At 47.9% G+C, this 23,127-nt stretch carries 20 protein-coding genes; 11 read left to right on the plus strand and 9 right to left on the minus strand.

All coding sequences use genetic code 11. The features are described 5' to 3' along the window. Positions 1-139: 139 nt before the first annotated feature. Positions 140-547, minus strand: coding sequence for a hypothetical protein (locus KWJ01_RS14195; protein ID WP_224997212.1), 408 nt, complete (start codon positions 545-547; stop codon positions 140-142). A gap of 33 nt (positions 548-580) precedes the next feature. Then, positions 581-3,931, minus strand: coding sequence for a UvrD-helicase domain-containing protein (locus KWJ01_RS28340; RefSeq protein ID WP_224997213.1), 3,351 nt, complete (start codon positions 3,929-3,931; stop codon positions 581-583). A 457-nt stretch (positions 3,932-4,388) separates the two neighbouring features. Here KWJ01_RS28340 and KWJ01_RS14205 point away from each other — a divergent pair, with 457 nt between their 5' ends. Both KWJ01_RS14205 and KWJ01_RS14210 read left to right on the plus strand, forming a co-directional pair. Continuing rightward, entirely contained in the window at positions 4,389-4,979 is a 591-nt protein-coding gene (locus KWJ01_RS14205; protein ID WP_224997215.1) for a YceI family protein, read from the plus strand. Positions 4,980-5,025: 46 nt separating this feature from the next. Further along, positions 5,026-6,342 (plus strand): hypothetical protein, encoded by a 1,317-nt coding sequence (locus KWJ01_RS14210; RefSeq protein ID WP_224997217.1) that lies wholly within the window; start codon positions 5,026-5,028, stop codon positions 6,340-6,342. Between the two features lie 157 nt (positions 6,343-6,499). Here the strand turns inward: KWJ01_RS14210 and KWJ01_RS14215 are convergent, their stop codons facing one another. From KWJ01_RS14215 to KWJ01_RS14225, 3 genes are all read right to left on the minus strand, one after another. Beyond that, the gene (locus tag KWJ01_RS14215) at positions 6,500-6,880 is read right to left on the minus strand and encodes a sensory rhodopsin transducer (RefSeq protein WP_224997218.1); all 381 of its coding nucleotides are present in this window, start codon (positions 6,878-6,880) and stop codon (positions 6,500-6,502) included. Positions 6,881-7,039: 159 nt separating this feature from the next. Next, positions 7,040-7,408 (minus strand): hypothetical protein, encoded by a 369-nt coding sequence (locus KWJ01_RS14220; RefSeq protein WP_224997219.1) that lies wholly within the window; start codon positions 7,406-7,408, stop codon positions 7,040-7,042. A 35-nt stretch (positions 7,409-7,443) separates the two neighbouring features. Beyond that, positions 7,444-9,123, minus strand: a complete 1,680-nt coding sequence (locus KWJ01_RS14225; protein WP_370634727.1) for a Zn-dependent hydrolase — start codon at positions 9,121-9,123, stop codon at positions 7,444-7,446. A 115-nt stretch (positions 9,124-9,238) separates the two neighbouring features. Between KWJ01_RS14225 and KWJ01_RS14230 the strand changes: the two genes are divergently transcribed. Next, positions 9,239-9,703 (plus strand): hypothetical protein, encoded by a 465-nt coding sequence (locus KWJ01_RS14230; RefSeq protein ID WP_224997221.1) that lies wholly within the window; start codon positions 9,239-9,241, stop codon positions 9,701-9,703. A gap of 160 nt (positions 9,704-9,863) precedes the next feature. Here KWJ01_RS14230 and KWJ01_RS14235 read toward each other — a convergent pair whose 3' ends face one another. Continuing rightward, positions 9,864-11,006: an App1 family protein gene (locus tag KWJ01_RS14235; protein WP_224997222.1), complete on the minus strand. Its 1,143-nt coding sequence runs from the start codon at positions 11,004-11,006 to the stop codon at positions 9,864-9,866. 184 nt (positions 11,007-11,190) lie between these two features. Here KWJ01_RS14235 and KWJ01_RS14240 point away from each other — a divergent pair, with 184 nt between their 5' ends. From KWJ01_RS14240 to KWJ01_RS14250, 3 genes are all read left to right on the plus strand, one after another. Next, entirely contained in the window at positions 11,191-13,755 is a 2,565-nt protein-coding gene (locus KWJ01_RS14240) for a DUF5916 domain-containing protein (protein WP_224997223.1), read from the plus strand. A gap of 165 nt (positions 13,756-13,920) precedes the next feature. Continuing rightward, on the plus strand, positions 13,921-15,258 hold the full coding sequence (locus KWJ01_RS14245; protein ID WP_370634723.1) for a rhodanese-like domain-containing protein: 1,338 nt from the start codon (positions 13,921-13,923) through the stop codon (positions 15,256-15,258). A gap of 281 nt (positions 15,259-15,539) precedes the next feature. Beyond that, entirely contained in the window at positions 15,540-15,833 is a 294-nt protein-coding gene (locus KWJ01_RS14250) for a rhodanese-like domain-containing protein (RefSeq protein WP_224997224.1), read from the plus strand. A 34-nt stretch (positions 15,834-15,867) separates the two neighbouring features. Here KWJ01_RS14250 and KWJ01_RS14255 read toward each other — a convergent pair whose 3' ends face one another. After that, positions 15,868-16,356, minus strand: coding sequence for a cytochrome c (locus KWJ01_RS14255; protein ID WP_224997225.1), 489 nt, complete (start codon positions 16,354-16,356; stop codon positions 15,868-15,870). A 368-nt stretch (positions 16,357-16,724) separates the two neighbouring features. Between KWJ01_RS14255 and KWJ01_RS14260 the strand changes: the two genes are divergently transcribed. Further along, complete coding sequence (locus tag KWJ01_RS14260) at positions 16,725-18,092, plus strand: NAD-dependent succinate-semialdehyde dehydrogenase (protein ID WP_224997226.1); 1,368 nt, start codon at positions 16,725-16,727, stop codon at positions 18,090-18,092. A 21-nt stretch (positions 18,093-18,113) separates the two neighbouring features. On the opposite strand, the gene KWJ01_RS14265 is transcribed toward KWJ01_RS14260, so the two are convergent. After that, the gene (locus KWJ01_RS14265; protein ID WP_224997228.1) at positions 18,114-18,881 is read right to left on the minus strand and encodes a YdcF family protein; all 768 of its coding nucleotides are present in this window, start codon (positions 18,879-18,881) and stop codon (positions 18,114-18,116) included. Between the two features lie 154 nt (positions 18,882-19,035). On the opposite strand from KWJ01_RS14265, the gene KWJ01_RS14270 reads away from it, so the two are divergent. After that, the gene (locus KWJ01_RS14270) at positions 19,036-20,025 is read left to right on the plus strand and encodes a zinc-binding dehydrogenase (RefSeq protein WP_224997229.1); all 990 of its coding nucleotides are present in this window, start codon (positions 19,036-19,038) and stop codon (positions 20,023-20,025) included. A gap of 116 nt (positions 20,026-20,141) precedes the next feature. On the opposite strand, the gene KWJ01_RS14275 is transcribed toward KWJ01_RS14270, so the two are convergent. Next, positions 20,142-20,426, minus strand: coding sequence for a hypothetical protein (locus tag KWJ01_RS14275; RefSeq protein ID WP_224997231.1), 285 nt, complete (start codon positions 20,424-20,426; stop codon positions 20,142-20,144). Positions 20,427-20,814: 388 nt separating this feature from the next. Between KWJ01_RS14275 and KWJ01_RS14280 the strand changes: the two genes are divergently transcribed. The 3 genes from KWJ01_RS14280 to KWJ01_RS14290 all read left to right on the plus strand — a co-directional run bounded on the left by KWJ01_RS14280 (position 20,815) and on the right by KWJ01_RS14290 (position 23,092). After that, entirely contained in the window at positions 20,815-21,024 is a 210-nt protein-coding gene (locus tag KWJ01_RS14280) for a DUF2945 domain-containing protein (protein WP_224997233.1), read from the plus strand. Positions 21,025-21,134: 110 nt separating this feature from the next. Next, positions 21,135-21,998: an SDR family oxidoreductase gene (locus tag KWJ01_RS14285; RefSeq protein ID WP_224997235.1), complete on the plus strand. Its 864-nt coding sequence runs from the start codon at positions 21,135-21,137 to the stop codon at positions 21,996-21,998. Next, a complete protein-coding gene (locus KWJ01_RS14290; RefSeq protein ID WP_224997236.1) occupies positions 21,995-23,092 on the plus strand; it encodes a YihY/virulence factor BrkB family protein in 1,098 nt (365 codons plus the stop codon). Before KWJ01_RS14285 ends, KWJ01_RS14290 begins: the two co-directional genes overlap by 4 nt. Positions 23,093-23,127: the final 35 nt, after the last annotated feature.

A 23,127-nucleotide genomic window follows, 5' to 3' on the forward strand; every position in this document is an offset into this window, starting at 1 on the left:
GCAATTTTACAAAAGGCAGGTTTAGCCTTTGATCGGATCTCCGGAAATGACTTACCTTCCTGAACTTGCTGCACTGCTACTTAAACAACGTTTGTTGCTATAGCCCAAGTATAAGGGCTTTAAGAGTGGCAGTCTCTTGTTACTGAAAAGGATACCTGATAAAACTTACCTGCCCCATGTTGTTTTTCTCATAAACTGCCAGACAATAGGGTTTATAGCGGTCGTCAATACTTTCGGCACCGGGTTTTATTGTGTTAGGCACCGGGCTGTTGTTCGGGAAAAAGTAAACTTTGGTAGTGCCGTATTTGGTATAGGGCATAAAATCGCCATACTGCTTCATTTCCTGCCAGAGGGTATCCCTGAGGCTTACTGCATAGAGTCGTACAATGGGTCCGGTATTGTTCTCATTTCTGTAGAGCGCTTCTTCCCTGAAATCTCCCTCCAGGTCTTTTACCCCCGGCTGCGAAAGTGAGCTCCACATGATGAACAAAACAGTGCCAATGATCAGCAACAGGAAGATAAAAGTATAATTTATTTTACGTGGCATAGCGGCTATCAATAGATTGAAGGGCAAAAGTAGTTAAAATCCCAGACCTAACTGGCCATTGCTGCTTTTTCCGACCTCACTTGCCTCGCCCTGCTCAAGATAATACACCCAGCCGCTTACTTCCTGGAAATTCATGCGTTGCAGGAGTTGCAGGTAGCGCTGCACCCGTTTTTCATGGGCAGGATGGGGTTTCTCTACACGAAAATCGATGGCTATTGCCACAGCGCCATGGGTAATAACCCTGTCTGGCCGCAACAGATAGCCGGTGGTGCTTAGCAGCGGCAGCTCAGTACGTACTTCCCAATGTGGCTGAAACCACTGACCGGCTACAGGATGCCTGAACAAGGCCTGCATTTGCTTTCGTACGGCTGGAATTTCCTGCCTGTTTACCATACCCTCGTAGTAGATATTTTCCAGGGCCTGTTCCAGGTCTTCCGGCTGCCGGATCTGCCTTAACAGGGTATGAAGGGTGCGGCTCCAGTTAATACGGGCAGCAGAGCTTTCGTCGGTTGCGAGCACAAGGCTGGCATTACGTTTGCGCACTGTTAAACGGCTTCGCCAGCGGGTGCTGAGGTACTGCGTAAGTCCAAAAGAATCATCGCCACCTTTTTTTTCACGTACTGCTACCTGTTCCAGGGCTCCGCTGGTATAGCAGTTATCACTCTCCTGCCATCCATCGGGCAGCGATACCAGGGGCTCGTGATAAGTGCTTGCAACACCCGCTGCCTGCATTTCGCCCCTTAGCAGGCGGTAGAGCATCCCATTGACTGCATCGGCCCGGGGCAGACTTTGCCCTTTTGGTATCTTTGGCAGGGGAGTCCAGGCATAGAGTGCTTCTTCTGCCCGGGTAAAAGCTACATACAGCAGGTTGAGGTTGTCCAGGTAGGCCTGAATGAGCTCCCGGAAGTACTGCTCCCGGAATACAGTTTGCTCCAGGCGGGAGGAGTAACGAATAGGTAGTGCCTCCAGCTCCTGCAGGGGGTGCATTTTACTGCTGGCCCATATAAAGTTGTTTGCATTAGGCTTGTGGTTTAGCTCCCACTGGCAGTAGGGCATAAGCACCGCCCTAAACTGCAGGCCTTTGCTGGTATGTACTGTGTAAATACGAATGGCATCAAGCGATTCGCTCACCTGTACGGTATGTTTATAGCCGGTTTCGTCCCACCACCTGAGAAAGGTGTCGATATCACCTTTTTCTTCGCCGCTGTATTGCAGCACGGCATCCTGGAATGCCTGCAGGTAGCCCCATTCTCCCGGCAGCTGGTTAAGCCTGAAGAGCATAATGAGGGTTTCTACCATTTCGTATAGGGGCAGTTTGGTGAGGTAAGCACGCTTGCGCATAAAATCTGGCGGCAGGTACTCCTCAAGTGCATCATCGCCCAGGGCACAGGCATGAAATAGCCGGTGCAGGTCTAGCTGAGCGGGCTTAAGAATGTAGCGCTGGTAGTCGTAGGCCATGTTGGTGCGGGCCACAGCGTTTTGTGCATTATGCAGGTAGCGGAGCACATTCAGCAGCAGGCACACCGAGGCAGCATTGCTCAGGAAGAGCGAATCGCTGGAGATAACCCGATAGTTACAGGGGGAGTCGGCTGCTTTGTCTTCTTCGGCCTGCATGAGCCTGTTTGCCAGCTCCTGGCCTTCGCGGTTGCTGCGCACCAGCAGGGCAATATCCCTGGCTTTGTAGCCTTTTTGCTGCAGCTCTTCTATGGTGCTGAGCATGGCCTGCTGGGCCTGCTCTTTCCAGCTGCCTTCTTCCTCATCTGCTTCCAGGAAATTTATCTTTACCAGTCCACAGGGGCTTTCAGATTTGCTTTCCGGGTAGGTCTGGGTAACCTCAGCATAGGCTGCAGCGATATTCCCGGCTTCAAAGTTTAGGGCATTAAGTTCTTTTTGGTCGGCTACTTCGGCAAATTTGCTGCTGCAGATCTCCTTTAGCTCCCAGGCTGCCTGGAAAAACAGGCTGTTGTTGAAATCTATGATCTGCCGGCAGCTGCGAAAATTGTGGTTGAGGTTAACCTGCTCGGTATTTTCTGTCCCAATATCGAGCGTAATGCGATTCAGGAGCAGTTTCCAGTCGCCGCCACGCCAGCGGTAAATGCTTTGTTTGATATCGCCCACCACCAGGTTGCGGTTGCCTGATGCAACTGAGTTTGCAACCAGGGGCCTGAAGTTATCCCACTGGAAGCCGCTGGTATCCTGGAATTCGTCGATCAGGAAATGGAGGTAGCGTGTGCCGGTTTTTTCGTAAATAAAGGGAGCTTCGTTTTCACCGATGATGTCTTTGAGGAAAACGGCAGCATCGGAGATCAGGAGCAGGTCATTGTCTTCGCGGTATTTGCTAAGTACTGCAGTGAGGTGTGCCAGTATACCCAGCGTATAAATGAAGCGCAGCACTTCTTTGGCTGTAAGGTATTTCTCATAGCCATCGTCGAACAGCGCAACTGCATCCTGCATAAGCGGCTGCAGGCCTTCCAGGGCTACAGATACTACAAAGTCTCGCTGCTTGTTGCTTTTGCTTGCCCATTTTTCCGGATCGAGCAGCACTTCCCTGGCGCGGCTGCCTGGTTCATATTTTGCATTTTCCTTTAAGATGTTGCTGAAGTAGTTTGCCGGGCCACTGCGGCCGTAGGCAAAATCTTCCACCCTAAGTCCGCGATCTTCCATAAACTGCAGGGCTGCACTGCCGATGTTATGCATCTGCTGCTCAAATGCTACTCTAAGATCCTTTAGCTGGCCCAGTACTTTCAGCAGTGTTTTTTCATCGTGTGCAATGCGGTTAAGGCTCTTCTCGTGGGCTTTATAGCTTTCGGTGAAAATCTCTCCGGCCAGGGTGCGGATGCTGCGGCGTATATCCCAGGTTTTACCTTCGTCTATTTGTTCTTCGGCAAACTGAGTAAGCCAGCGGGTCAGGTGTTTGTCAACCCCAACGCCGGCCAGTACGCGGTCTATCAGGTCGTCGAGCACTTTTTGCTGATCCAGCTCAACTTTAAAGCCAGCTCTTAAGCCTATCTCTTTGGCAAAAGAGCGGATAATACGCTGAAAGAAGCTGTCGATGGTGCTAACAGCAAAGTGGGAATAGTTGTGCAGGATAGAAGACAATACCTGTGATGCCCTTTGCTGCAGCTGTGGTTCAGAAAGGCCAGTAAGTACCATCAGCTCCTGCCGCATGGAGTGTGGTTTGCCTTCTGCCAGCTCGTGCAGGGTTTCAATTATGCGGCTTTTCATTTCCTGGGTAGCCTTGTTGGTGAAGGTTACGGCCAGTATGGAGCGAAAATAATCCGGACTTTGCAGTGCCAGGGAAAGATACTCACGGGTAAGGGTGTAGGTTTTGCCGGAACCGGCAGACGAGCGGTATATTTTAAAGTTCTTGGTATCGGCTTGCACAGGCTTATGGGATCAGTTTACTAAGATATAGATTAGTACTGATGCAGCTTACCAAAAACTGAGAAAAAAGGGTTAAGCTGCTGCCCCGGATTTTCCAACATCCTAAAGGTAGTGCAGCTCTATTTTTGCAGTGCCTGATGCATCACGGCTTAGCAAACTATTCCCAGGCTGCTTTTCTGGGCTTCTAATGGATTTCTTTCAATAAAAATTATTTTTTGATCTATTACTGCATCAAAATAGGACTTTAGAGTCTTTTATTCCGGAACAGGCTTCCAGGCGGCTTCATACGATTGCACTTAGGGCTGTTTTATTATACCTGACATTAGTCAGTTTACAACCACTCTAACTATCATATTTCAAACCAAGATTCATCATGTTCCAGGGGGGCGGGCGATAGTAGCTTTGTATCAACAAGAGCGGGAAACCGCAGCACAGTTTCAACAAAATCACTAATACCATGAAACGCTCACTAACCCTTCTACTACTCGTTTTACTTCCCATATGGGTGTTTGCCCAGGAGAGCTATAAGATATCTCCAAAGAGCACTGTAAAGGTTGATGGTACTTCCACCATGCACGACTGGTCTATGCAAAGCAGCTCTGTACAGGGCACAGTGGTACTGGATCAGCAGGGCGGCAAGATCAACAATATTAAGCAGGCCAACCTTAAGCTTGCGGCAGAAAGCCTGAAAAGCGGCAAAGATGCCATGGACAAGAATGCATACAAGGCACTGAACACAGGCAAGCATAAAGACATCAGTTTTGTGCTTACCGGCATCAAGAGCGTTGAGCAGCAAAACGGAGCCACAAAAATCATTGCCCTTGGTACTGTTACCATTGCTGGTAAAAGCAAAGCAGAAACCATTGAGCTTATAGGCAGGGCTGACAGCAAAGGCGCCATCAGCTTCCAGGGCAGCAAAGCCATCAAGATGAGTGAGTACGGTGTAGAGCCACCCTCCTTTATGTTTGGCAGCGTAACAACAGGCGATGCAATCACCATCAACTTCAACATACAATTAAGTTCTTCACAAGACCTGGTAAATAACTAATACTCCGGTATCAGAAAAAAACTAACACCCCTTAACTAAACAAGTCATGAAAACTTCTCAATTAACAAAATTTGGAGCCGCCTTAATGCTGGCAGCAGTTGGTAGCTTCGGTAGTGCATTTGCACAATACGCTCCTATCCAGTACTTCAGACCTCACGACCAGAATGGTCTGAACGTATTCGAGCCTAAGAAACACGGAGATACAGTAGAATTTAATGGTCTGGCTGTTCGTTTGGGAGCAGGCTTTACCCAGCAGTTCCAGGCACTAAGCCACAGCAATACAGCCACAGCGGTATTTAACGAAGCAGGCAAAAATACTAACGAGCTATATGCCATAGGATCAGGTTTTAACCTGGCCACAGCTAACCTGAACATCGATGCACAGCTGGCCGATGGTATCCGCGTAAGCCTGCAGACCTACCTTTCCAGCCGCCACCACCAGGAGACCTGGGTGAAAGGTGGTTACCTGCAAGTAGATAAACTGCCAATGCTCAACCTTCCGGTCTTAGACAGGATTATGCAGAATGTAAGCATCCGTGCCGGTCACTACGAAGTGAACTATGGCGATGCCCACTTCCGCAGAACAGACAACGGTAGTGCCATTTACAACCCGCTGGTGGGTAACCTGATCATGGATGCCTTTACCACAGAAATTGGTGGTGAGGTGATTTACCAGCACCCAAGCGGCTTCCTGGCTGTGGTTGGTGTAACCGGTGGTGAGATCCAGGGTGGTATCAACAAAGTAACAGACAGAAAAAGATCTCCTGTTGTAATAGGTAAAGTTGGTTATGACAAACAGCTTAACGAAGATGTAAGGGTTCGTCTGACTGGTTCTGTGTACACCACTAAAAACTCTGTGAGAAACACCCTTTATGGTGGCGACCGTACCGGCTCTCGTTACTACCTGGTGATGGAAAACACACTGGCAACTACCTCTGCTAACTTCACTTCAGGTCGTTTCAACCCTAACATGACCAACGAAATCACAGCGGTAATGATCAACCCATTCGTGAAAATAGGTGGTCTGGAGTTCTTCGGTACCCTTGAAAGAGCCACAGGTTCTGCCTATGGCGAACCAGAAAACCGCCCCTGGAACCAACTAGCAGCTGAAGTCGTGTACCGCCTGCCAATGTACGATCAGGTTTATGTAGCAGGCCGCTACAACACAGTAAGTGGTGAGATGCTGGGTGGACTTGAGCCTACCATCAACAGGGTACAAGGTGGCCTTGGCTGGTTCTTAACTAAGAACGTGCTGCTGAAAGGTGAATATGTAAAACAACAATACAAAGGCTTCGCAGCCACTGATATCAGAAATGGTGGCGAATTCAATGGGGTAGTAGTGGAAGGCGTGGTTAGCTTCTAAGTAAACCCGCCAAACGTAAAGCCCGCCTCTTCTTGAGGCGGGCTTTTTTGTTTTACAAATGTAAGCCAGCCAATAGCATATTAATAGCTGCCGGGGCGGCTTTGTACGTGATTATAGAGGGTGCAGATGCAGCCTGTATTTCACAGGTTATGGCAGCTTAGTCGTTCTGCGAATAGGCAATGGTGGAGATCAGTGCATTTTCTGATTGCCTGGAGTCCAGGCGGGTATGCTGTACCACCACGGGCACATCTGATTCTATAAGGCTGGCATAGTCTTTTCCGGCAGGAACTGGCTCCGGATCTTTCAGCTCATTAAAGCGCAGATGCTTGGTGCGCCGTGCCGGTACGGTAAACCGATAGGGTCCTGCAGGTTCTCTGTCAGAAAAAAAGACGGTAAGTACCACATGGGCATCCTGTTCTCCCGCATTAAGAATGCAGGCAGTTTCATGGCTTAAAAATTCTGGTTCGGGCCCGTTACTCCAGCTGGGAATATATCCTTCGGCAATTGCCCATTTTTTCTTTCCAATAGGGTTATCCATCTTAGCTATTAATAATTTCTTTGCCTCACAATGTTATACTTCAATATTAAGTGTCATGCACGCCCTCTTGTTTTGTGATTGGAAGGCGCGGAACAAAAAAAGCGCCATGGTTGCTACACCATGGCGCCAGATTGAATGAGCAAATATTGAAAATGAGCTTTACTTCATCTTTACTTTTCTTCGTAAAACTATGTCAGCTGTATCTTCATCGTGGTAAAGGCTTTCACCATGATGATCTTTGATGGTTAATCCTTTTTCATAACCTTCTTCTTCGAAAGCCTGTACCAGCCACGCTGCCCTGAACTCTTTTTCATCCACATCGGCCTCGACTTCGTAGCGCAGCAGTTCATCATTTGCATTCGGTATGGGATCTACAAAGTCTATTTTAATAAGCTTTGCAGCTATATCTCTTTCTTCAAAAGGTTTAAGCACCAGGTCTGTCAGGTGATCATCCATAATCTGGTTTACGCCATCGGCACCGTTATAGTCCCGGATCACGAGCATTGGCAATTCTATGTATAAAGTCATAAGTAAGTCTCCTAAGATTAGAAGACTCTTTACGACTACTGCAAACCCAATGTTTCTACTCCCTGTTCAAATACCACATCTACCGGTATGCTTTTGGCTGAAAGGCGGTTAAGGTCGGCCTGAAGCTGTTCGCTGATGTTACCTTTTTCGGCTACCAGCTGGCTTACGGCGCTGTAATCGCCTTCGCCCTGCATCACCAGTATATCGCGGCTAAGGTCGTTCATGGCCTGCTTCATTTTTTCGTAGTTTACCCGGTAAGTACCAGTGGTGGCATCGCGTTCAAAAGCTCCTTTTTCAGCAAAGTAATTGAAGCGAACCATGTTGGCCCTGCCGTGGGCACTGCTGGCACCAAAGCGTATGCTGCGGAAAATAGAGGCAAGGAAGGTGGTGTAATAATCCTCCAGCTGGCCATCAAGCTCCTGTTTATCCAGTAGCTGTGTAACCATGTAAAGGCCAAGTACATCGGCCTTGCCTTCTTCCAGGGCAGAGGCATGCTCTTTGAGGGCTTCGCGTACGGTGCCTTTATTGTTGATGGTGTTTTTGATGCCCAGCCCGTGCGCAACTTCATGGAACATGGTGTTGGCAAAAAAAGCATCAAAAGTTATGTGTTTTCGCTGATCCTCGGCAATAAGCTCTTCTGCTATGGGAATAAGAATCTCATCGAATTTAGCCCGCATGGCATTTTTGAGCTGCAGGCGGCGTGTGCCTTTCTGCAGCTGCACCTCCTCGTCGTTGGGCAGGTTTATGGCAATCGTTTTAGAGCCGGCGTTGGCATCGCCGGCATAATATACCACATCGTATGCGTTAAGGTCTGAATCTGTGCCGGGTGTTTCTGTTTTATAGCGGGCATCTACCGGTAGGTTGCGCTGCAGTTCGGGCAGGAAAGAGGCATACTTTGCAAGGCGCTGGCTCCAGTCCATGTCCTTGATGAGAATATAGGCCTCATGGGCTGCTTTATAGCCATACAGATGGTCTTCATAGGTTTCGATAGGACCAATAACAACATCAATCCTGTTATTCTTCATGTCCATCCAGGCAAGATCGCTGGGCTGATAGTTGTCAGTAAGCAGGGCCTCTGCCCGTAGCTCAAGGTAATTTTTAAAGCCGGGGTCCTCTGCAAGGGCTGCCGCCTGTCTAAGGAGCTCGGCCACTCTTTTTACCTGCGGTGCAAATACCTGGTGATAGGGAACAGCCGTAAGGCTCCTGTCGGGATTGCGCCTGATAAAGGTATACTGGCTGGTTTTGTCCGGGAGGTCTGCTGCTTCAAACTCCTCTTTGGTGATATCTGCCGGGTAAAAATTAGCGCCTTCGGGCTTAGGGCCTACGCCTTCAACAAATGCTGCATTATTTTCCAGCCGGTCCCAGGGCCCATAGTTTATGTTGATGTAGCGCCTGAGGGAGTCGTTGTCGGCACCAGTAAGCAAAACAGTGGGATCGCCATATGCCTCGTACCAGAACAGCTGGTTCATGATGTCGGCTGCTTCGATAAGCAGGGGGATCATGCGCCGCTGGTTGTCGGAAAGCTGACTTAAATCAGAAGTTAAACGCACCTGAGTGTACTTCTCAAGTTTTTTCTCTAGATTAACAGAAGCCCTCACAGCAGGCCTCCGGGTAGTGTCAACTGCAACTGTCTGAGTCTCGCTGCCTGTCTGGCCAGACTGACACCCCCCCAGACCAAACAGTAGTACGGCAGCTCCAAATACATAATTGCGCATATTGCTCATGTAAAAATGAAAAATGGTAATGTTGTAAAATAACCACTAAATTTTATATCCGTAAAACAGAACTAAAAGAAATCGTTTTCGTTAAAAAGCCAACCTAGATACTACAATGGAAGCAGTTGATCATAAATCATTAAAAAATAGTTTGCTGGATGCCTGCATCGAAAAACAGCAACAAATGGTACAGACGGCCCGGGAGGCTATGATATCCATTCAGGAGAGTGCGCTAGCCGAGCGCAGCAATGAAGAGATGACCGACAGTTTTACTGCCCAATGTCAGAATGAACAGAGCATGTATGCCCGCCGCATGCACGAAGCCACAGGAGTGCTTACCATACTGGAGCGTGTAAAGGGTGTTCGCAAGGGTACAGGCGTTGGTTTTGGCTCCCTGGTGATCACAGATAAAATGAATTTTTTTGTTGCTGCCAGCCTGGGAGATTTTGAGCTTGACGGGCAGAAGTATTTTATTATCTCTACCCAAACGCCTATTTATGAAGCAATGGAAGGCAAAGAGCCCGGACAGAGCTTTAGCTTCCGCGGACGTAATTATAAGATTCAGGAAGTGATGTATTAAGGAATATCTCCATTCCACAACCACCGGAATACAAAGAAAGGCTACCGCTACCGGTGGCCTTTCTTTTTTTTTATGTGTGCATAAATGGAAGAGGCTGCTGCTGCCAGGGTACAAGCGCTGTTTTCTGCATACCAGATGCCTAATACTCAAACCTGTCAGCTTAGGCTTCTACAAGATCTTCTGCTTCCTGGTCTTTTAACTGCTCTCCGCGTATTTCCGGCAGGGCATTAGATTCTATCCATTGTTTGCTGGCCGCATGTTCGGCGGCCTCAACTGTATTCTTTACCAGCAGCATTTCAACGCCAGCCTTATTCCACAGTTCCTGCCTTATTGCTGCTATTTCTTCGTGGCGGTGGGGCCTGCATACATCACGTATGTAAATGGCTTTTACCCGCTCCGGGTATCTGTAGACTACCTCACGGTATATTTCAGGGTCTTTCTGGCCGCTGTCTCCAATCAGGATAAATGATTTCTGCGGGTACATCTGCATAATGGTTTTTACCTGCGCCAGTTTGTGCCCTTCATGCAGTGAAGCCATAAACCTGAACCTGTCGAGCCGGCTGTCGCGTAACAACAGGGGGCCTTTCGGGATATTCTGTACATGGCAGAACTCTTCCAGCATATCGTATAGTTTCCAGCTGCTGCTGCTTACATAAAAGATAGGCGTGAAGCGCTCCTGGTGATAGCCGCGGTGCAGTGCACGGTAAAAAGCTGCAACGCCCTCAAATGGCAAACGGGTTTGCGCATTCTGAAAGAGCATGAGCCGAATTTTTTTATAGGCATTTGTAGCCCTGGAGACCAGTATGGTATCATCAACATCGGAAATAACACCTACCTCGTTATCCTGCCCGGAGAGCAGAATCTCGCCTGTAGATCGTACAGGTCCCTGGTCGTAGGTAACCTTATCCAGCAGTTCAAGCCGTACACTATCCCAGGGCTCGGTAACTTTCGGCAGCTTGTTTACATTAAAGGACAGGTAGAAATAGCCCTCTGAATCGGTCTGTACAGTTTTGTGCTGTCCCTGAAAATGAGCGCGAAGCTGCACGCGGGGAGTTTCGCTGCTGATGTAGCGTTTAAAAAGGGCAGATGCATTGTGCCAGCGATTGGCAGTTTCCGGTAAGGTTTGGTGGCCCTTATCCTCGAGCACAAGCCCCCTGATAATGGCAGTAGTGTCGTTCCCAAAGCCCCTGAAAGGCAGTATGCGCGGCTGCCCCAGCAGGCCGGTTCGCTGCTTGAAGCGGAACCGATAATAATCCAATTTATTGGCCGAACGGCCTAAATAGCGAAATACTTGTTTCTTCATAATTCTATTTACTTCACGCAATAGTTAAGGCTAAAGTTACAAGGGCAGCAGCCATAATCATTAGTCAATACACCTATTATAAAGTATATTTGTAGCTTGTCACACACTGTTTTCTGCCAGTAAAAAAATCATACTATTCTAACGAAATCATGGGGCTGCAGCATAAAAATCAATCTTTCTTTTCATGCGTGTAAGTGCTTTTCTTTACCTGCTGTTGTTCTTAACAATCAGCGGCTATGCTCAAACAAATCAGGAGCAAAAAAAAGAAGGTGAAAAAGACAAAAAGGAGCAAAAACTAACACCTGAAAAAAGACATATGCAGGCCACTGCCTTGCCGGAAAAACCTAAAATAGACGGCGAAGGTGATGATGAGGTATGGCAGCACGTACCCCTTGGGTTTTCGGGAAATTTCACCCAGATCAGTCCGAAAAACCTGGAAACCTCTCCCTATATTACAGAAATAAAGGCAGGTTATACCGATTATGCGCTTTACATTTTAGCGTATATGCGCGATCCGGCCCCGGAATCTGTTGCCAGGGAGCTGGGCCTGCGCGATGATTTCGAAAGTGTTGCGGATCGCTTCGGTATTGTGCTGGATACCTATAACCAGGGGCAGAATGCCTTCTATTTTGCAGTTACCTCTGCCGGTGTTCAGCTCGATCTCTACATAACACCAAATAACGAAGATGTTTCCTGGGATGCCGTCTGGAACAGTGCCGTACAATTAACTGATGGGGGCTGGGTGGCAGAGCTGGAAATTCCCTGGTCGGCCATACGCTTTGCCAAACGACCGGAACAGCTGTGGGGCCTGAATTTTATGCGCATTGTACGCAGCAAAAACGACGAAGCTTTCTGGAGCCCGGTAGATGCTTCCGTGGCTGGCCTTGTAAACCAGTCGGGTACCCTTAGCGGTATCAACAACATAGACCCGCCGCTGCGGCTGCAGTTATTTCCTTATGTTAGTGCTATTGCCGGCCACGACAGGGCCAGTCGCAGTACTTCTACTAATTTTGGCGGCGGCATGGACGTTAAATGGGGCATCAGCGAAAGCTTTACCCTGGATATGGCCCTGATTCCTGATTTCAGCCAGGTGCAGTCAGACAACCAGGTGCTGAACCTTTCACCTTATGAGGTGCAGTACGACGAAAACCGCCCTTTCTTTACAGAAGGCACAGAGCTGTTCAATAAAAATGGCCTGTTTTACAGCAGAAGGGTAGGCCAGGTTTTCAATACTTTTAACCGGGAGGTACCGGAAACAGCAACAGTAGTGGGTTCTCCTGGAAATGCAAAGCTGCTGAATGCAACCAAAATTTCGGGCCGCACCCACAAAGGTCTTGGCATAGGTTTGTTTAATGCCGTAACCAATGAAACCATCCTGGAAATTGAGGATACCATACGCCACACAGAGGGCTACCTGCAGGGCGGTTACGAGCTGCAGAGAAGAAAGCTGCTCATGGATCCAGTAACAAATTTCAATATTGTGGTGGTTGACCAGAACCTGCCGAACAACTCAAATATCTCGCTGCTCAATACCAATGTTACCCGCCAGAAAGGAGGTCGTGATGCCAATGTAACAGCCACCGAATTCAGGCTGCGCAACAAGAAAAACATGTATGAATTAGAGGGCTTTGGTGCCCTTAGCTATGTTTGGGCCAATGCCGATCCTAATACCGGCTTCAGGGAGCGCAGCGATGGTTACCGCTATGCACTTTCTGCAGGTAAGATCAGTGGCAACTTCCAGTTCAGGCTAAGCCGCAATGTGGAAAGTGACCGCTACGATATCAATGACCTGGGCATGATACAGGCTCCAAATGAAGTAAGCCATTATTTATGGATGGGCTACCAGGTTTTTGAACCTGTATGGATCATTAACCAGGGAGGGATAAATGTGAACCTGTCGTACGAACGGCTCTATAAACCTTCTACCTTCACCAACGCGGGTGGCGACATCAATGGCTGGGTACAGTTCAGGAATTTCTGGGACCTGTCTTTTGGCCAGAGCCAGACCCCCTTTAACAGTCACGACTACTTTGAGCCCCGTGTGGAAGGTTATTATTTTACACGCCTGCCCAGTCATCACGAGTTTCTGTATGTGGGTACCGACCGCAGAAAGCGTTTTGCAGCAGGCGTGGAGCTCTGGCGGTTTACCCGTAAAGCCTGGGAGGCGCGCGACTGGGGCCTTTGGTTTGAACCACGCTACCGGTTAAGCAATAATGTTTCTGTTAATGCAGGTCTTAACTACTCAAGGGCCAGAAATGAGCGCGGATACGTTACTACCCTTGAGCAGGATAACGGGGCCCTGGAGGCAATCATTATCGGGAACAGGCATATACAGACCCTGGAGCCTTCGCTAAGGCTTAACCTTACCTTCAACAACAAGATGGGCCTGAACCTGCGTGCCCGCTACTACTGGAGCCGGGTGCGCTACGACAGTGAATTTATGAGCCTGCAGGCAGATGGCTCCACCCTGCCAACCGATTACCTTGCAGATGAGGATCAGGATGGCGTTATGGATCCTGATGTGAATTTCAACAGCTTTAACATAGACCTGTTCTATAGCTGGCAGATAGCTCCCGGCAGTTTCCTTACCTTCGCCTGGAAAGATGCATCGCAAGACTGGCTGGAGGGTTACAGTCCCGGCTTTTCAGAAAACGTAAATCATTTTATACGCAAGCCTCACACCCACACCTTTTCACTTAAAATGACTTATTTCCTGGATTACCTCCTGGTGAGGAACTGGATTAAATAATACTTTTCTGAACACAAACACATTGGAGGGAAGGCTTTAGGGCCTTCCTTTCTGTTTTAAGGCACCACGTGCTTGCGGCGCTGATCTGGCGTAGTTCTGGCTTAAGCCGTAGAACATTTCCCTTCCGGTATGTTTATGTTCTAAGCCAGCTAAACCAAAATTTTTATGCTGAAGATTAAGCAATTTTATGACGAAGGCCTAGCACAGGCTTCATACGCAGTTTTGAGCGAAGGCAAAATAGCAGTGATAGATCCCGGGCGGGATCCTAAGCCTTATTTAGACTACGCAAGGGAACATAGAGCAGCAATAGTTGCAGTAATAGAAACTCATACACATGCCGATTTTATAAGTGCTCACCTGGAGCTGCACAAGAAAACAGGCGCAACCATATACATTAGTCGAAAGGCTGAAGCGGAGTATCCGCATACAGGCTTTGATAGTGGCGACGAGCTGGCACTTGGAGCAGTAAAACTTAAAGCTTTTAATAGCCCGGGCCACTCCCTGGACAGCATTATTGTATTAGTGGTTGATGGTGATGGCCGCCAGCATTCTGTTTTTACCGGAGATACGCTTTTTGTAGGCGATGTAGGCAGGCCCGATTTACGGGAAACAGAAGGTAAGGGAGAGACAAAGCCCGAGTTCCTGGCAAAGCAGATGTACCGGAGCATTCGTGAGGTAATTAGGGAGCTGGACCGGGATGTGCTGGTTTACCCGTCTCATGGAGCGGGATCCTTATGTGCCAGGAACATCAGTAATGAACGCACCAGTACCATTGGCAGGGAGCTGGAGCACAACTATGCCCTTCAGGAGATGTCTGAACAGGCGTTTGTTGAAAAACTACTGGCAGATCAGCCCCATATGCCCAGGTATTTCAGTAGGGGAATAGTACTTAATAAAACGGGTGCCCCGGATTTTGAGGAGAGCATCAGCCAGGTACAGCGCCTTACTGCAGAAGAGCCTCTGGAACCTGGGGTGGTAATTGTAGACAGCAGAGATCAGCTAAAGTTCAAGAACCGCCACATCAAAGGAGCCATTAACCTAATGGACGGGCCAAAGTTTGAGACCTGGCTGGGTAGTATCATAGGGCCAGAGGAGCCATTTTACCTGATTGCCGATAGTGCTGAAATGCTGGACAGGCTTATCAGCAAAGCTGCCAAAATTGGCTACGAAAGCAATATAAAAGGAGCAGTGGTAAACCAGTCGCCAGGCGAGGAGCATGATATGTTTCTTATCCTGGAGCATTTTAAAGCAGCTCCCCAAAATTATACGGTTGTTGATGTGCGGAACGAAGCAGAAGTAAGGCAGGGCAAAATTTTTGATCATGCCATACCTATTCCTTTGCACCAGTTGCGTGAAAGGGCAGGAGAGGTGCCAGTGGATAAGCCTGTTGTGGTACATTGTGGTGCCGGTTACCGTTCTGCAGCGGCTTTCAGCATTATGGAAACGGCATTGAAAAATACCCGGGTATACGACCTGGGAGAAGCCATCAAAGATTATATGTAAACGCTTTTAGCGGTAGCTATTCCTGCCTGTAATCAGAGCAGTGGAGTATAGCAGCATAAAAGCTTTTTCAGAGTAGGTTAATCCCTATAATTATTACCATAAATGACAAAATAAAAGCGAAACAATTTGCTGTTGTTTCGCTTTTATTTTTATGTAGAATCATTTCTGGAGGATTAGCTATGAAGGGGCAGTATTACTATAGGTTTGCATGTTTTATAGTCATTGCAAGTCTGTTTGCCTGCTCACAACCAGCTGATTACAGTCTGTCTCCTAACATTTTTGTGTACACACTTCAGCAGCAGCCGGGGCAGCTCATCGATGTGCGCAACAGGGCCGAGTGGAATAAGGAGCATCTGCCCAATTCACTCAACCTGGCTTTCGATAATCCGGAGGCATTCAAAAGATCCATCAACCGCCTGAACCGCCGTAAAGTATACTATCTCTATTGCCACGATGGCATAAGCAGTGAAGAAGCCCTGCAGTATATGCAAAAGGCAGGTTTTACACAGGTTTACTTTTTAGAGGGCGGTCTCCACCACCTCCGGCAGGAAGGCTATTCTGTAGCAGGTTTCTGATAAGCCCGGTATTCAATGCTCTTGCCCCGGGTTGCTACATGCCGTAGGCGCTGGTTTCAAATTTAATATGATCTATAAGTGCGTTAAGCTCTTCATCATTAAAGTTGAAGTTAGGCATCTGGGTCTTGTTGAATTTTTCGTACAACTCTTTTGCCACAGGATCGCCGCTCTGAATAACCTTGCTGGAGTTTCTTACAAAAGCGTGGATCCATTCTGTGCTTCTTCTGTTGGTAACATTACCAAGGGCAGGGCCTACCACAACCGCATCAATGGCATGACACTGCTTACAGTTGTTGTTGAAAAGTTGTTTGCCGGTAGGGCTCGGCTGCAGGCCTGCAGCGAGCGCTTTTTGCTCATCATAGGCAGGTGCGGCACTTGCCTGGGCTGTCTGTGGGCTGCCCGGGGTGTTTTCTGCTGGCCGTGGTAGTTGTATCACTACAACCAGAGCAATTAGTACACATACGGCAAGCAAAGCCAGCAGCGACGAAATAACTTCAAGAAAGCGTAAGGGTGGTTGTTTCATAATGTTGTTTGATGATCCTTCAAAAATATAGGCTGAAAGCTTAGATTCCTACTGTTCAGGCCGACTTATCCTACATGAAATTCAGGGGTTACAGCTTTTATTATCTGCAGTGGCTGCTGCCTTTGAAATTCGCTGAACATATTTATGATTTATACCCAAAACAGGAACTTCACTTATCTTTACTTCGTGAAGTTTTAAAATACGTTGTGACAACTGCATGTATAAATCGTTGTAGTGAGTACCAGTTGTTAAGGCATGCACGAAGTTTACACCTGAGGCAGCAACAGCTGTTTTTGCCGGCAACTAAAGTTTATATATGTACAAAAGTCAATTACAAACATCTTACAGATAAGGCAGTTTTTTAAACTATGAGTATAAGATCAGTAAATCCATTTAATAACCAGACGATCCGTCAATTTAACGAGGCCTCTGATAGTGATATAAAAAATGTACTGGATCTCTCGCAGGATGCATTTCGCCACTGGCGCAAGGCCCCCTTTAGTGAGCGCGTGGAATGCATGAATGCAGCCGCACAGATCATGGAAGATGACCTGGAACATTACGCCCACCTCATGACACTCGAGATGGGCAAAACCCTGAAGGAAGCAAGAGCTGAAATTCAGAAATGCGCAGATGCCTGCCGCTACTACGCCCAACATGCCGAATTGTTTCTGCAAGACAGGCCCCTGAATGTAAAGAAGGGCAGGGCGTTTGTTTCTTATGAGCCAATTGGTACGGTACTGGCCATTATGCCCTGGAATTTTCCGTACTGGCAGGTGATTCGCTTTGCAGCCCCTAACCTGATGGCCGGCAATGTAGGTATTCTAAAGCATGCCTCTAATGTGCCTCAGGTAGCCCTTGCACTGGAGGAGATCTTTCAGCGGGCGGGCTTTCCCGGAGGTGTATTTCAGTCTTTGCTGATAGGGGGCAAGAAAACCGAAAAGCTTATCGATCATAAAGCCATAAAAGCGGTAACCCTTACCGGCAGCGAAAGGGCCGGGGGTATTGTGGCTGCACGCGCAGGCAAACGGCTTAAAAAAACAGTGCTGGAGCTGGGCGGCAGCGATCCGTTTGTGGTGCTCGATGATGCCGACCTTGATAAAGCTGCCGAATGGGCTGTGAAAAGCCGCATGATAAACCTGGGCCAGAGCTGCATCGCAGCAAAACGCTTTATTGTGCTGGATAAGATCCACGATGAGTTCCTGGCAAAGTTCAGCGAAAAAATGGAGGCCCTGAAAATAGGAGACCCAACGGACGATGATGTAGACTATGGCCCGATGGCCCGCGAAGATCTTGCAGAAGATCTGCTGGAGCAGGTACAAAAAACACTGAAAAAAGGAGCTACCCTGGTATTGGGTGGCGAGAGGCCCGATAAGGAAGGTGCATTCTTTACCCCTACCATACTGGCCGACATACCCAAGGGCACGCCTGCATATAAAGAAGAGCTCTTTGGCCCTGTGGCTTCTGTATTCAGGGTGATGGACGAAGATGAAGCTGTTGACCTCGCCAACAGTTCTGTGTACGGGCTGGGGGGCTCGGTATGGACGAAAGATGAGGAACGGGGTATTGCCCTGGCCCGTCGCATAGAAAGCGGTGCAGTATATGTGAATAAAATGATGGCCAGCGACCCTGCAGTACCTTTCGGTGGTGTTAAACTCTCTGGCTATGGCCGGGAGCTGGCCGATGTGGGCATGTATGAGTTCCTGAACCAGAAAACAATATGGGTAGGAGAGTAGCAAAGTGCTACTCTCTTTCTTTTATGCGTAACCCGATATCTTGTACATCAGCAGGCCAACCCATTCCCTGATCAGCTTATCCCAGGCAACAATCGCCTCTGCCCGAGGTAGCAGAAAACTATCTAACCCATAGGGTGTATCGGAGCTGTAGAAGTCTGTGGTGAAGGCATCGGTTTGCAGCCCTTCATGCTCAAAGCAAGCCTGCGCACGCCTCATGTGAAAGGCCGAGGTAACCAGCAGGTAGTGCTGTTCCTGCCCTATGCTATCCAGCATTTGTTTTGTAAAAAGGGCATTCTCGTGTGTATTCCTGCTCTTTCCTTCAACCAATATTACCGAATCGGGTACGCCGGAAAGCAGCATTACCCGCCGCATACGTTCAGCCTCCGTTACGGTATCGGCTTCGAGCGAGCCGGAGCCACCGCTAAGCAGTAAATTATGTACTTTACCTGTTTTATAGAGCTGTACGGCATGCATTACCCTGTCGGCACCCTTGGAAAAGTAAACACGGTCGTGTGGGCTTTTGTCTGATACTGTTACCCCCGAAAGTACAATAGCTGTGCTGTATGGCTTTGTAAGCGACTTAAAGGGCACCGGAGGCACCTCCCACCATTCCATTACCTCGTTGGTAATAAAAGGGTTGGTGAATAGAATAGAGAAAAAGGCAAACGCAGCCAGGAAAATACGCTTTAGCAGCGGTTTTTTCAGAAACAGCGCCGGTAGCAGTAATATGATCAGCAGCACCAGCGGGTTCAGCAACAGGCCCAGGGTTTTGGAGAGTATGAAAAACATGCCGCGAAAATACTAATTCTCCCTGAATAGTGCCGTTCCGGTATTATTGCAAAAGCTGTACTTGTAATGTTTCGGGTAATTTTCATATATTCAGTAGTTTAAGCAGGTACTGACTTCTGAATTACCAGGTTTTTATCATGTAAACCCATTTTTTATGGCCGAAACCATGCAGGCGATCAGAATGTATAAAACCGGTGGCACAGATGTGCTCGAACTGGAACAGATACATAAGCCGGTGCCCAGGGTGGGTCAGGTGCTTGTTAAAGTAAAGAGCATCAGCATAAATTTTGCTGATATACTGGTGCGCAGGGGGCATTATCCTTATATGCCCGATTTTCCCGCAACACCCGGAGCTGAATGTGCCGGATACATAGAAAGGGTAGGCCCCGGTGTTGAAAATTTCACGGCAGGGCAGGCAGTGCTGGTTTTTGGCAAGCCCTGCTACAGCAGTTACCTGGCGGTTAGCCAGGAAAGGATTTTTCCCATTCCGCCCGGTGTAGACCTGGATGAGGCAGCTGCATTGCCGGTAACTTATTTAGCCGCCTGGCATATGCTGCACACCATGCGCAGGGTGCGTGAGCGGGAAACCATACTGCTGTATGCTGCTGCCGGCGGAGTGGGTACCGCCGTACTGCAGTTAGCAAAGCTGGCCGGCGCCAGGGTTATCGGACTAACCAGTACCGATGAAAAAGCCCGCTTTTTACGCGAAGCCGGCTGCTGGAAGGTAATCAACTACAAAACAGAAAATGTATTAAGCAAGGTAATGGATTGTACCTATGGGCAGGGTGCAGACCTGATCCTGGATTCCGTAGGTGGCGAAGGCTTCAAAGATAACTTCAGGATGCTGAATACTCTGGGGCAAATAATATGGTTTGGAATCAGTGGTGGTATGCCCCGAGCAAATATCCTGAAAGCCTTTGCCCGCAACCCGGCACCCAGTCACACCGTTAGCGTTTTTCATTTATTCAGTATTATCCAGAACAGACCTTTGCTGCGGCACTCCATGAAAAACCTGATCAATTTGCTGGCTGAAGAAAAAATAAAACCGGTTATTCATGCACGTTTATCCCTGCTGGAAGCAGGTAAAGCCCACAGAATGCTGGAAGAACAGCAGAATATAGGCAAGATTATTCTTCATCCCTGATCTGAAAACATTCACCGCGGCCTTAAAACTTATAAACGGAAAAGGCAGCCCTGCTTGCTAAAGGCTGCCTTTTTAACCTGGCTTTATGGAGTTTACTGTCCAGGTAAAAGCCCGGATTATTTATCATTACGGCTCACCAGTTTATAAAAGGTGCTTGTCTGTCCATTATCTTTTTTATCCTGGTAAACCATGGCCAGCTTGTTTTTCTCAAACTGATCAAAAAAATTATCCCAGCTGATTTTATCAAACTGGCTGTCACTGCTGCTGGCTTCCGGAAAATGAATGCGCAGTACACCACTATCATTATTTTCTGTTCCTTTTACAAATGCAGGAACACCATTGCGGGCTTCGGCCCAGCTTCTGATGGTTTCTTTATCTGTTGTTTTTTTTGATTCACTCATAGGTCTGCTTGATAATGTTTGTCCGTAAAAAAGATTTGTGTAAATGTTGTAAGCCATCGTGTTTAAAAAATTAATGTGTTAAAAAAATATACGAAGCTCACTGTATAACCTACGAAACAGTGGGTTAACAGTTTGTTGCTTTTGTGCTTTCTGAATATTAAGCAGGCACTTTGGTATTACATTCGGGTTGAAATGTTGTGGCAAAGTACTGTTTCCCGGAATTGTATGAATGCCAGGTCGTTCCGGTTTGAAAAAAATATCCTGGATGGCCTGACTTTGCCTTAAGTGCCTGCTTTGTTAGCCAGGGTTACAGATTCGCTCGTAATACAGAAACATAAGCCGGAAAGCTTTGTTTAAACTCTGTATTTTAAACTTTAACTATTGCAGTATGATCAGGGAAGGCACAAAAGTTAAGTGGAACTGGGGTTCAGGCACAGCCGAAGGTAAAGTACAAAAAACGTACGATCATGAAGTGAAACGTACCATCAAAGGTTCCGAAATAACCAGGAAAGGGGAGCCGGGAAACAAGGCGCTCCTCATTAGCCAGGAGGATGGCAGTGAAGTGCTTAAGCTTGAGAGCGAGGTAAACAGGGCTTAGTGCTCCGGCCATGCCCTGTAGCCAGCAGGGGTGCAGCAGTATGCTCTTGGTATATGCTGTACAATGCCTGCTCCTTTTAAATTTTAAATCACAAATAGCACTGAAAGAATATGAGTAACGCACCCGAACAAAAGTCAGATAAAATAAAAGATCAGTCCCAGAAAACGCCGGGCCAGGAGTCGCAGATGCAGCCGGAGCCGCAGGTGATCAGGGACGATTACAAAGGCAGTGATAAACTAAAAGGCAAAGTAGCACTCATTACAGGTGGTGATAGTGGCATTGGCCGATCTGTTGCCGTGCATTATGCACGTGAGGGAGCCGACATTGCCATTGTTTACCTCAGCGAAGATGCTGATGCCAGTAAAACCAAGCGCATGGTGGAAGAAGAAGGCAGAAAATGCCTGCTGCTGCGCGGAGACCTTGGTGATCGTAATTTTGCAGCACAGTGTGTGCAAAAAACAGTAGACGAGTATGGTAAGCTGAATATACTGGTAAACAATGCAGCCGAGCAGCACCCCACAGACGAGATGGATGACCTGGATCTGGATCTGATGGAGAAAACCTTCCGCACCAACATCTTCTCCATGTTTTATTTAACCAAGCCGGCGCTTGAGCATCTGCAGGAGGGAGACTGCATCATCAATACAACCAGTGTTACCGCTTACAGGGGTAGCGGGCACCTGCTCGATTACTCCTCCACCAAAGGAGCCATTACGGCCTTTACCCGCAGCCTGGGCAAAAACCTGGCAGAGAAAAATATACGGGTAAATGGTGTGGCACCGGGTCCCATCTGGACTCCCCTGATTCCCAGCACCATGGATAATGTAGATGAGTTCGGTAAAAAAGTGCCTCTGAACCGTCCCGGACAGCCCAGTGAGGTAGGGCCCGCCTATGTATTCCTGGCATCTGCAGATGGTTCCTACATGACCAGCCAGATCATTCATATCAATGGTGGTGAGGTTGTAGGCGGATGAAAAGAATAAAACGGCGTGCTGTAACGGTTTGGTCAGTGCTTGTGGCCACCTATACCAAGTGGATGGAGAACGATCCATTCCGTTTAAGCGCCGTTATTGCTTATTACACCGTTTTTTCAATGCCCGGTTTGTTCGTAGTGATATTCTACGTAACCGGGCAGTTTTTTAGTGGCGTAACAGTAAGGGGCCAGGTTTATCGTGAGCTAAGCGACATACTGGGTTCTGAAGGTGCCCGCCAGGTTGAGGATACCATCCTGGCGGCAAGTGAAGCCCAGCGTAGTACCATTGCTACCATCATAGGTATTGCCTCCCTGGTTTATGCAGCAACAGGGGTTTTCTTTCACCTCAAAATAAGCCTGAATGATATTTGGGAGTTGAAGGTAATACCTGAAAGGGCCTTCAAACAGTTAATCCTGGACCGGCTCTTTGCTTTTGGTATGGTGCTGGTGGTGGGCTTTCTGTTGCTGACCTCTCTTATTGTATCTTCTGTTGTTACTGCTATCAGCGGGTACATGACAGAGCATATAGATGTTTATTCAAGCTACTCAACTTATATCATCGACGTTGTTAACTTTGTGATTTCAGTAACAGTGATTACGCTGCTGTTTGCTACAATTTATAAAGTGTTGCCAGATGCTAATGTATCCTGGAGCGATGTGTGGATTGGTGCTTTTGTAACATCTGTACTTTTTCTTTTAGGCAAGGCGCTTATTGCCAGGTATATAGGTATAACCGATCCTGCTTCTGCCTATGGTGCTGCCAGCTCTATTATTCTTATTCTGCTCTGGACCTCCTATGCCAGCCTTATTTTCTTTTTAGGGGCGGCTTTTACAGCTGTCTGGGCAAAACGTTACGGACATCGCATAGAGCCAAAACACTATGCTGTGCCTGTGTATGAATACTACCGGCGCATTTCGCAGAAAGGAGAAGCAGAGTATGTGAAAGTGCAGAGCGATAAGGTAAAGGAGGTGCTGGATAAAGATTACGAAACTCCCCGCCTTACCGATGAAGGAGAAAAGCCCCCGCTCAAGGTAGATAAAACAATAGATGATGAAGAAGATGGGGAGGTGAAAGACAAGAACAGGAAAAGATAACAGTAGCTTTTAACCACACCCATTCCTGTATTCTG

Source organism: Cesiribacter sp. SM1 (assembly GCF_020178975.1).
In the GTDB taxonomy this organism is placed as follows: domain Bacteria; phylum Bacteroidota; class Bacteroidia; order Cytophagales; family Cyclobacteriaceae; genus Cesiribacter.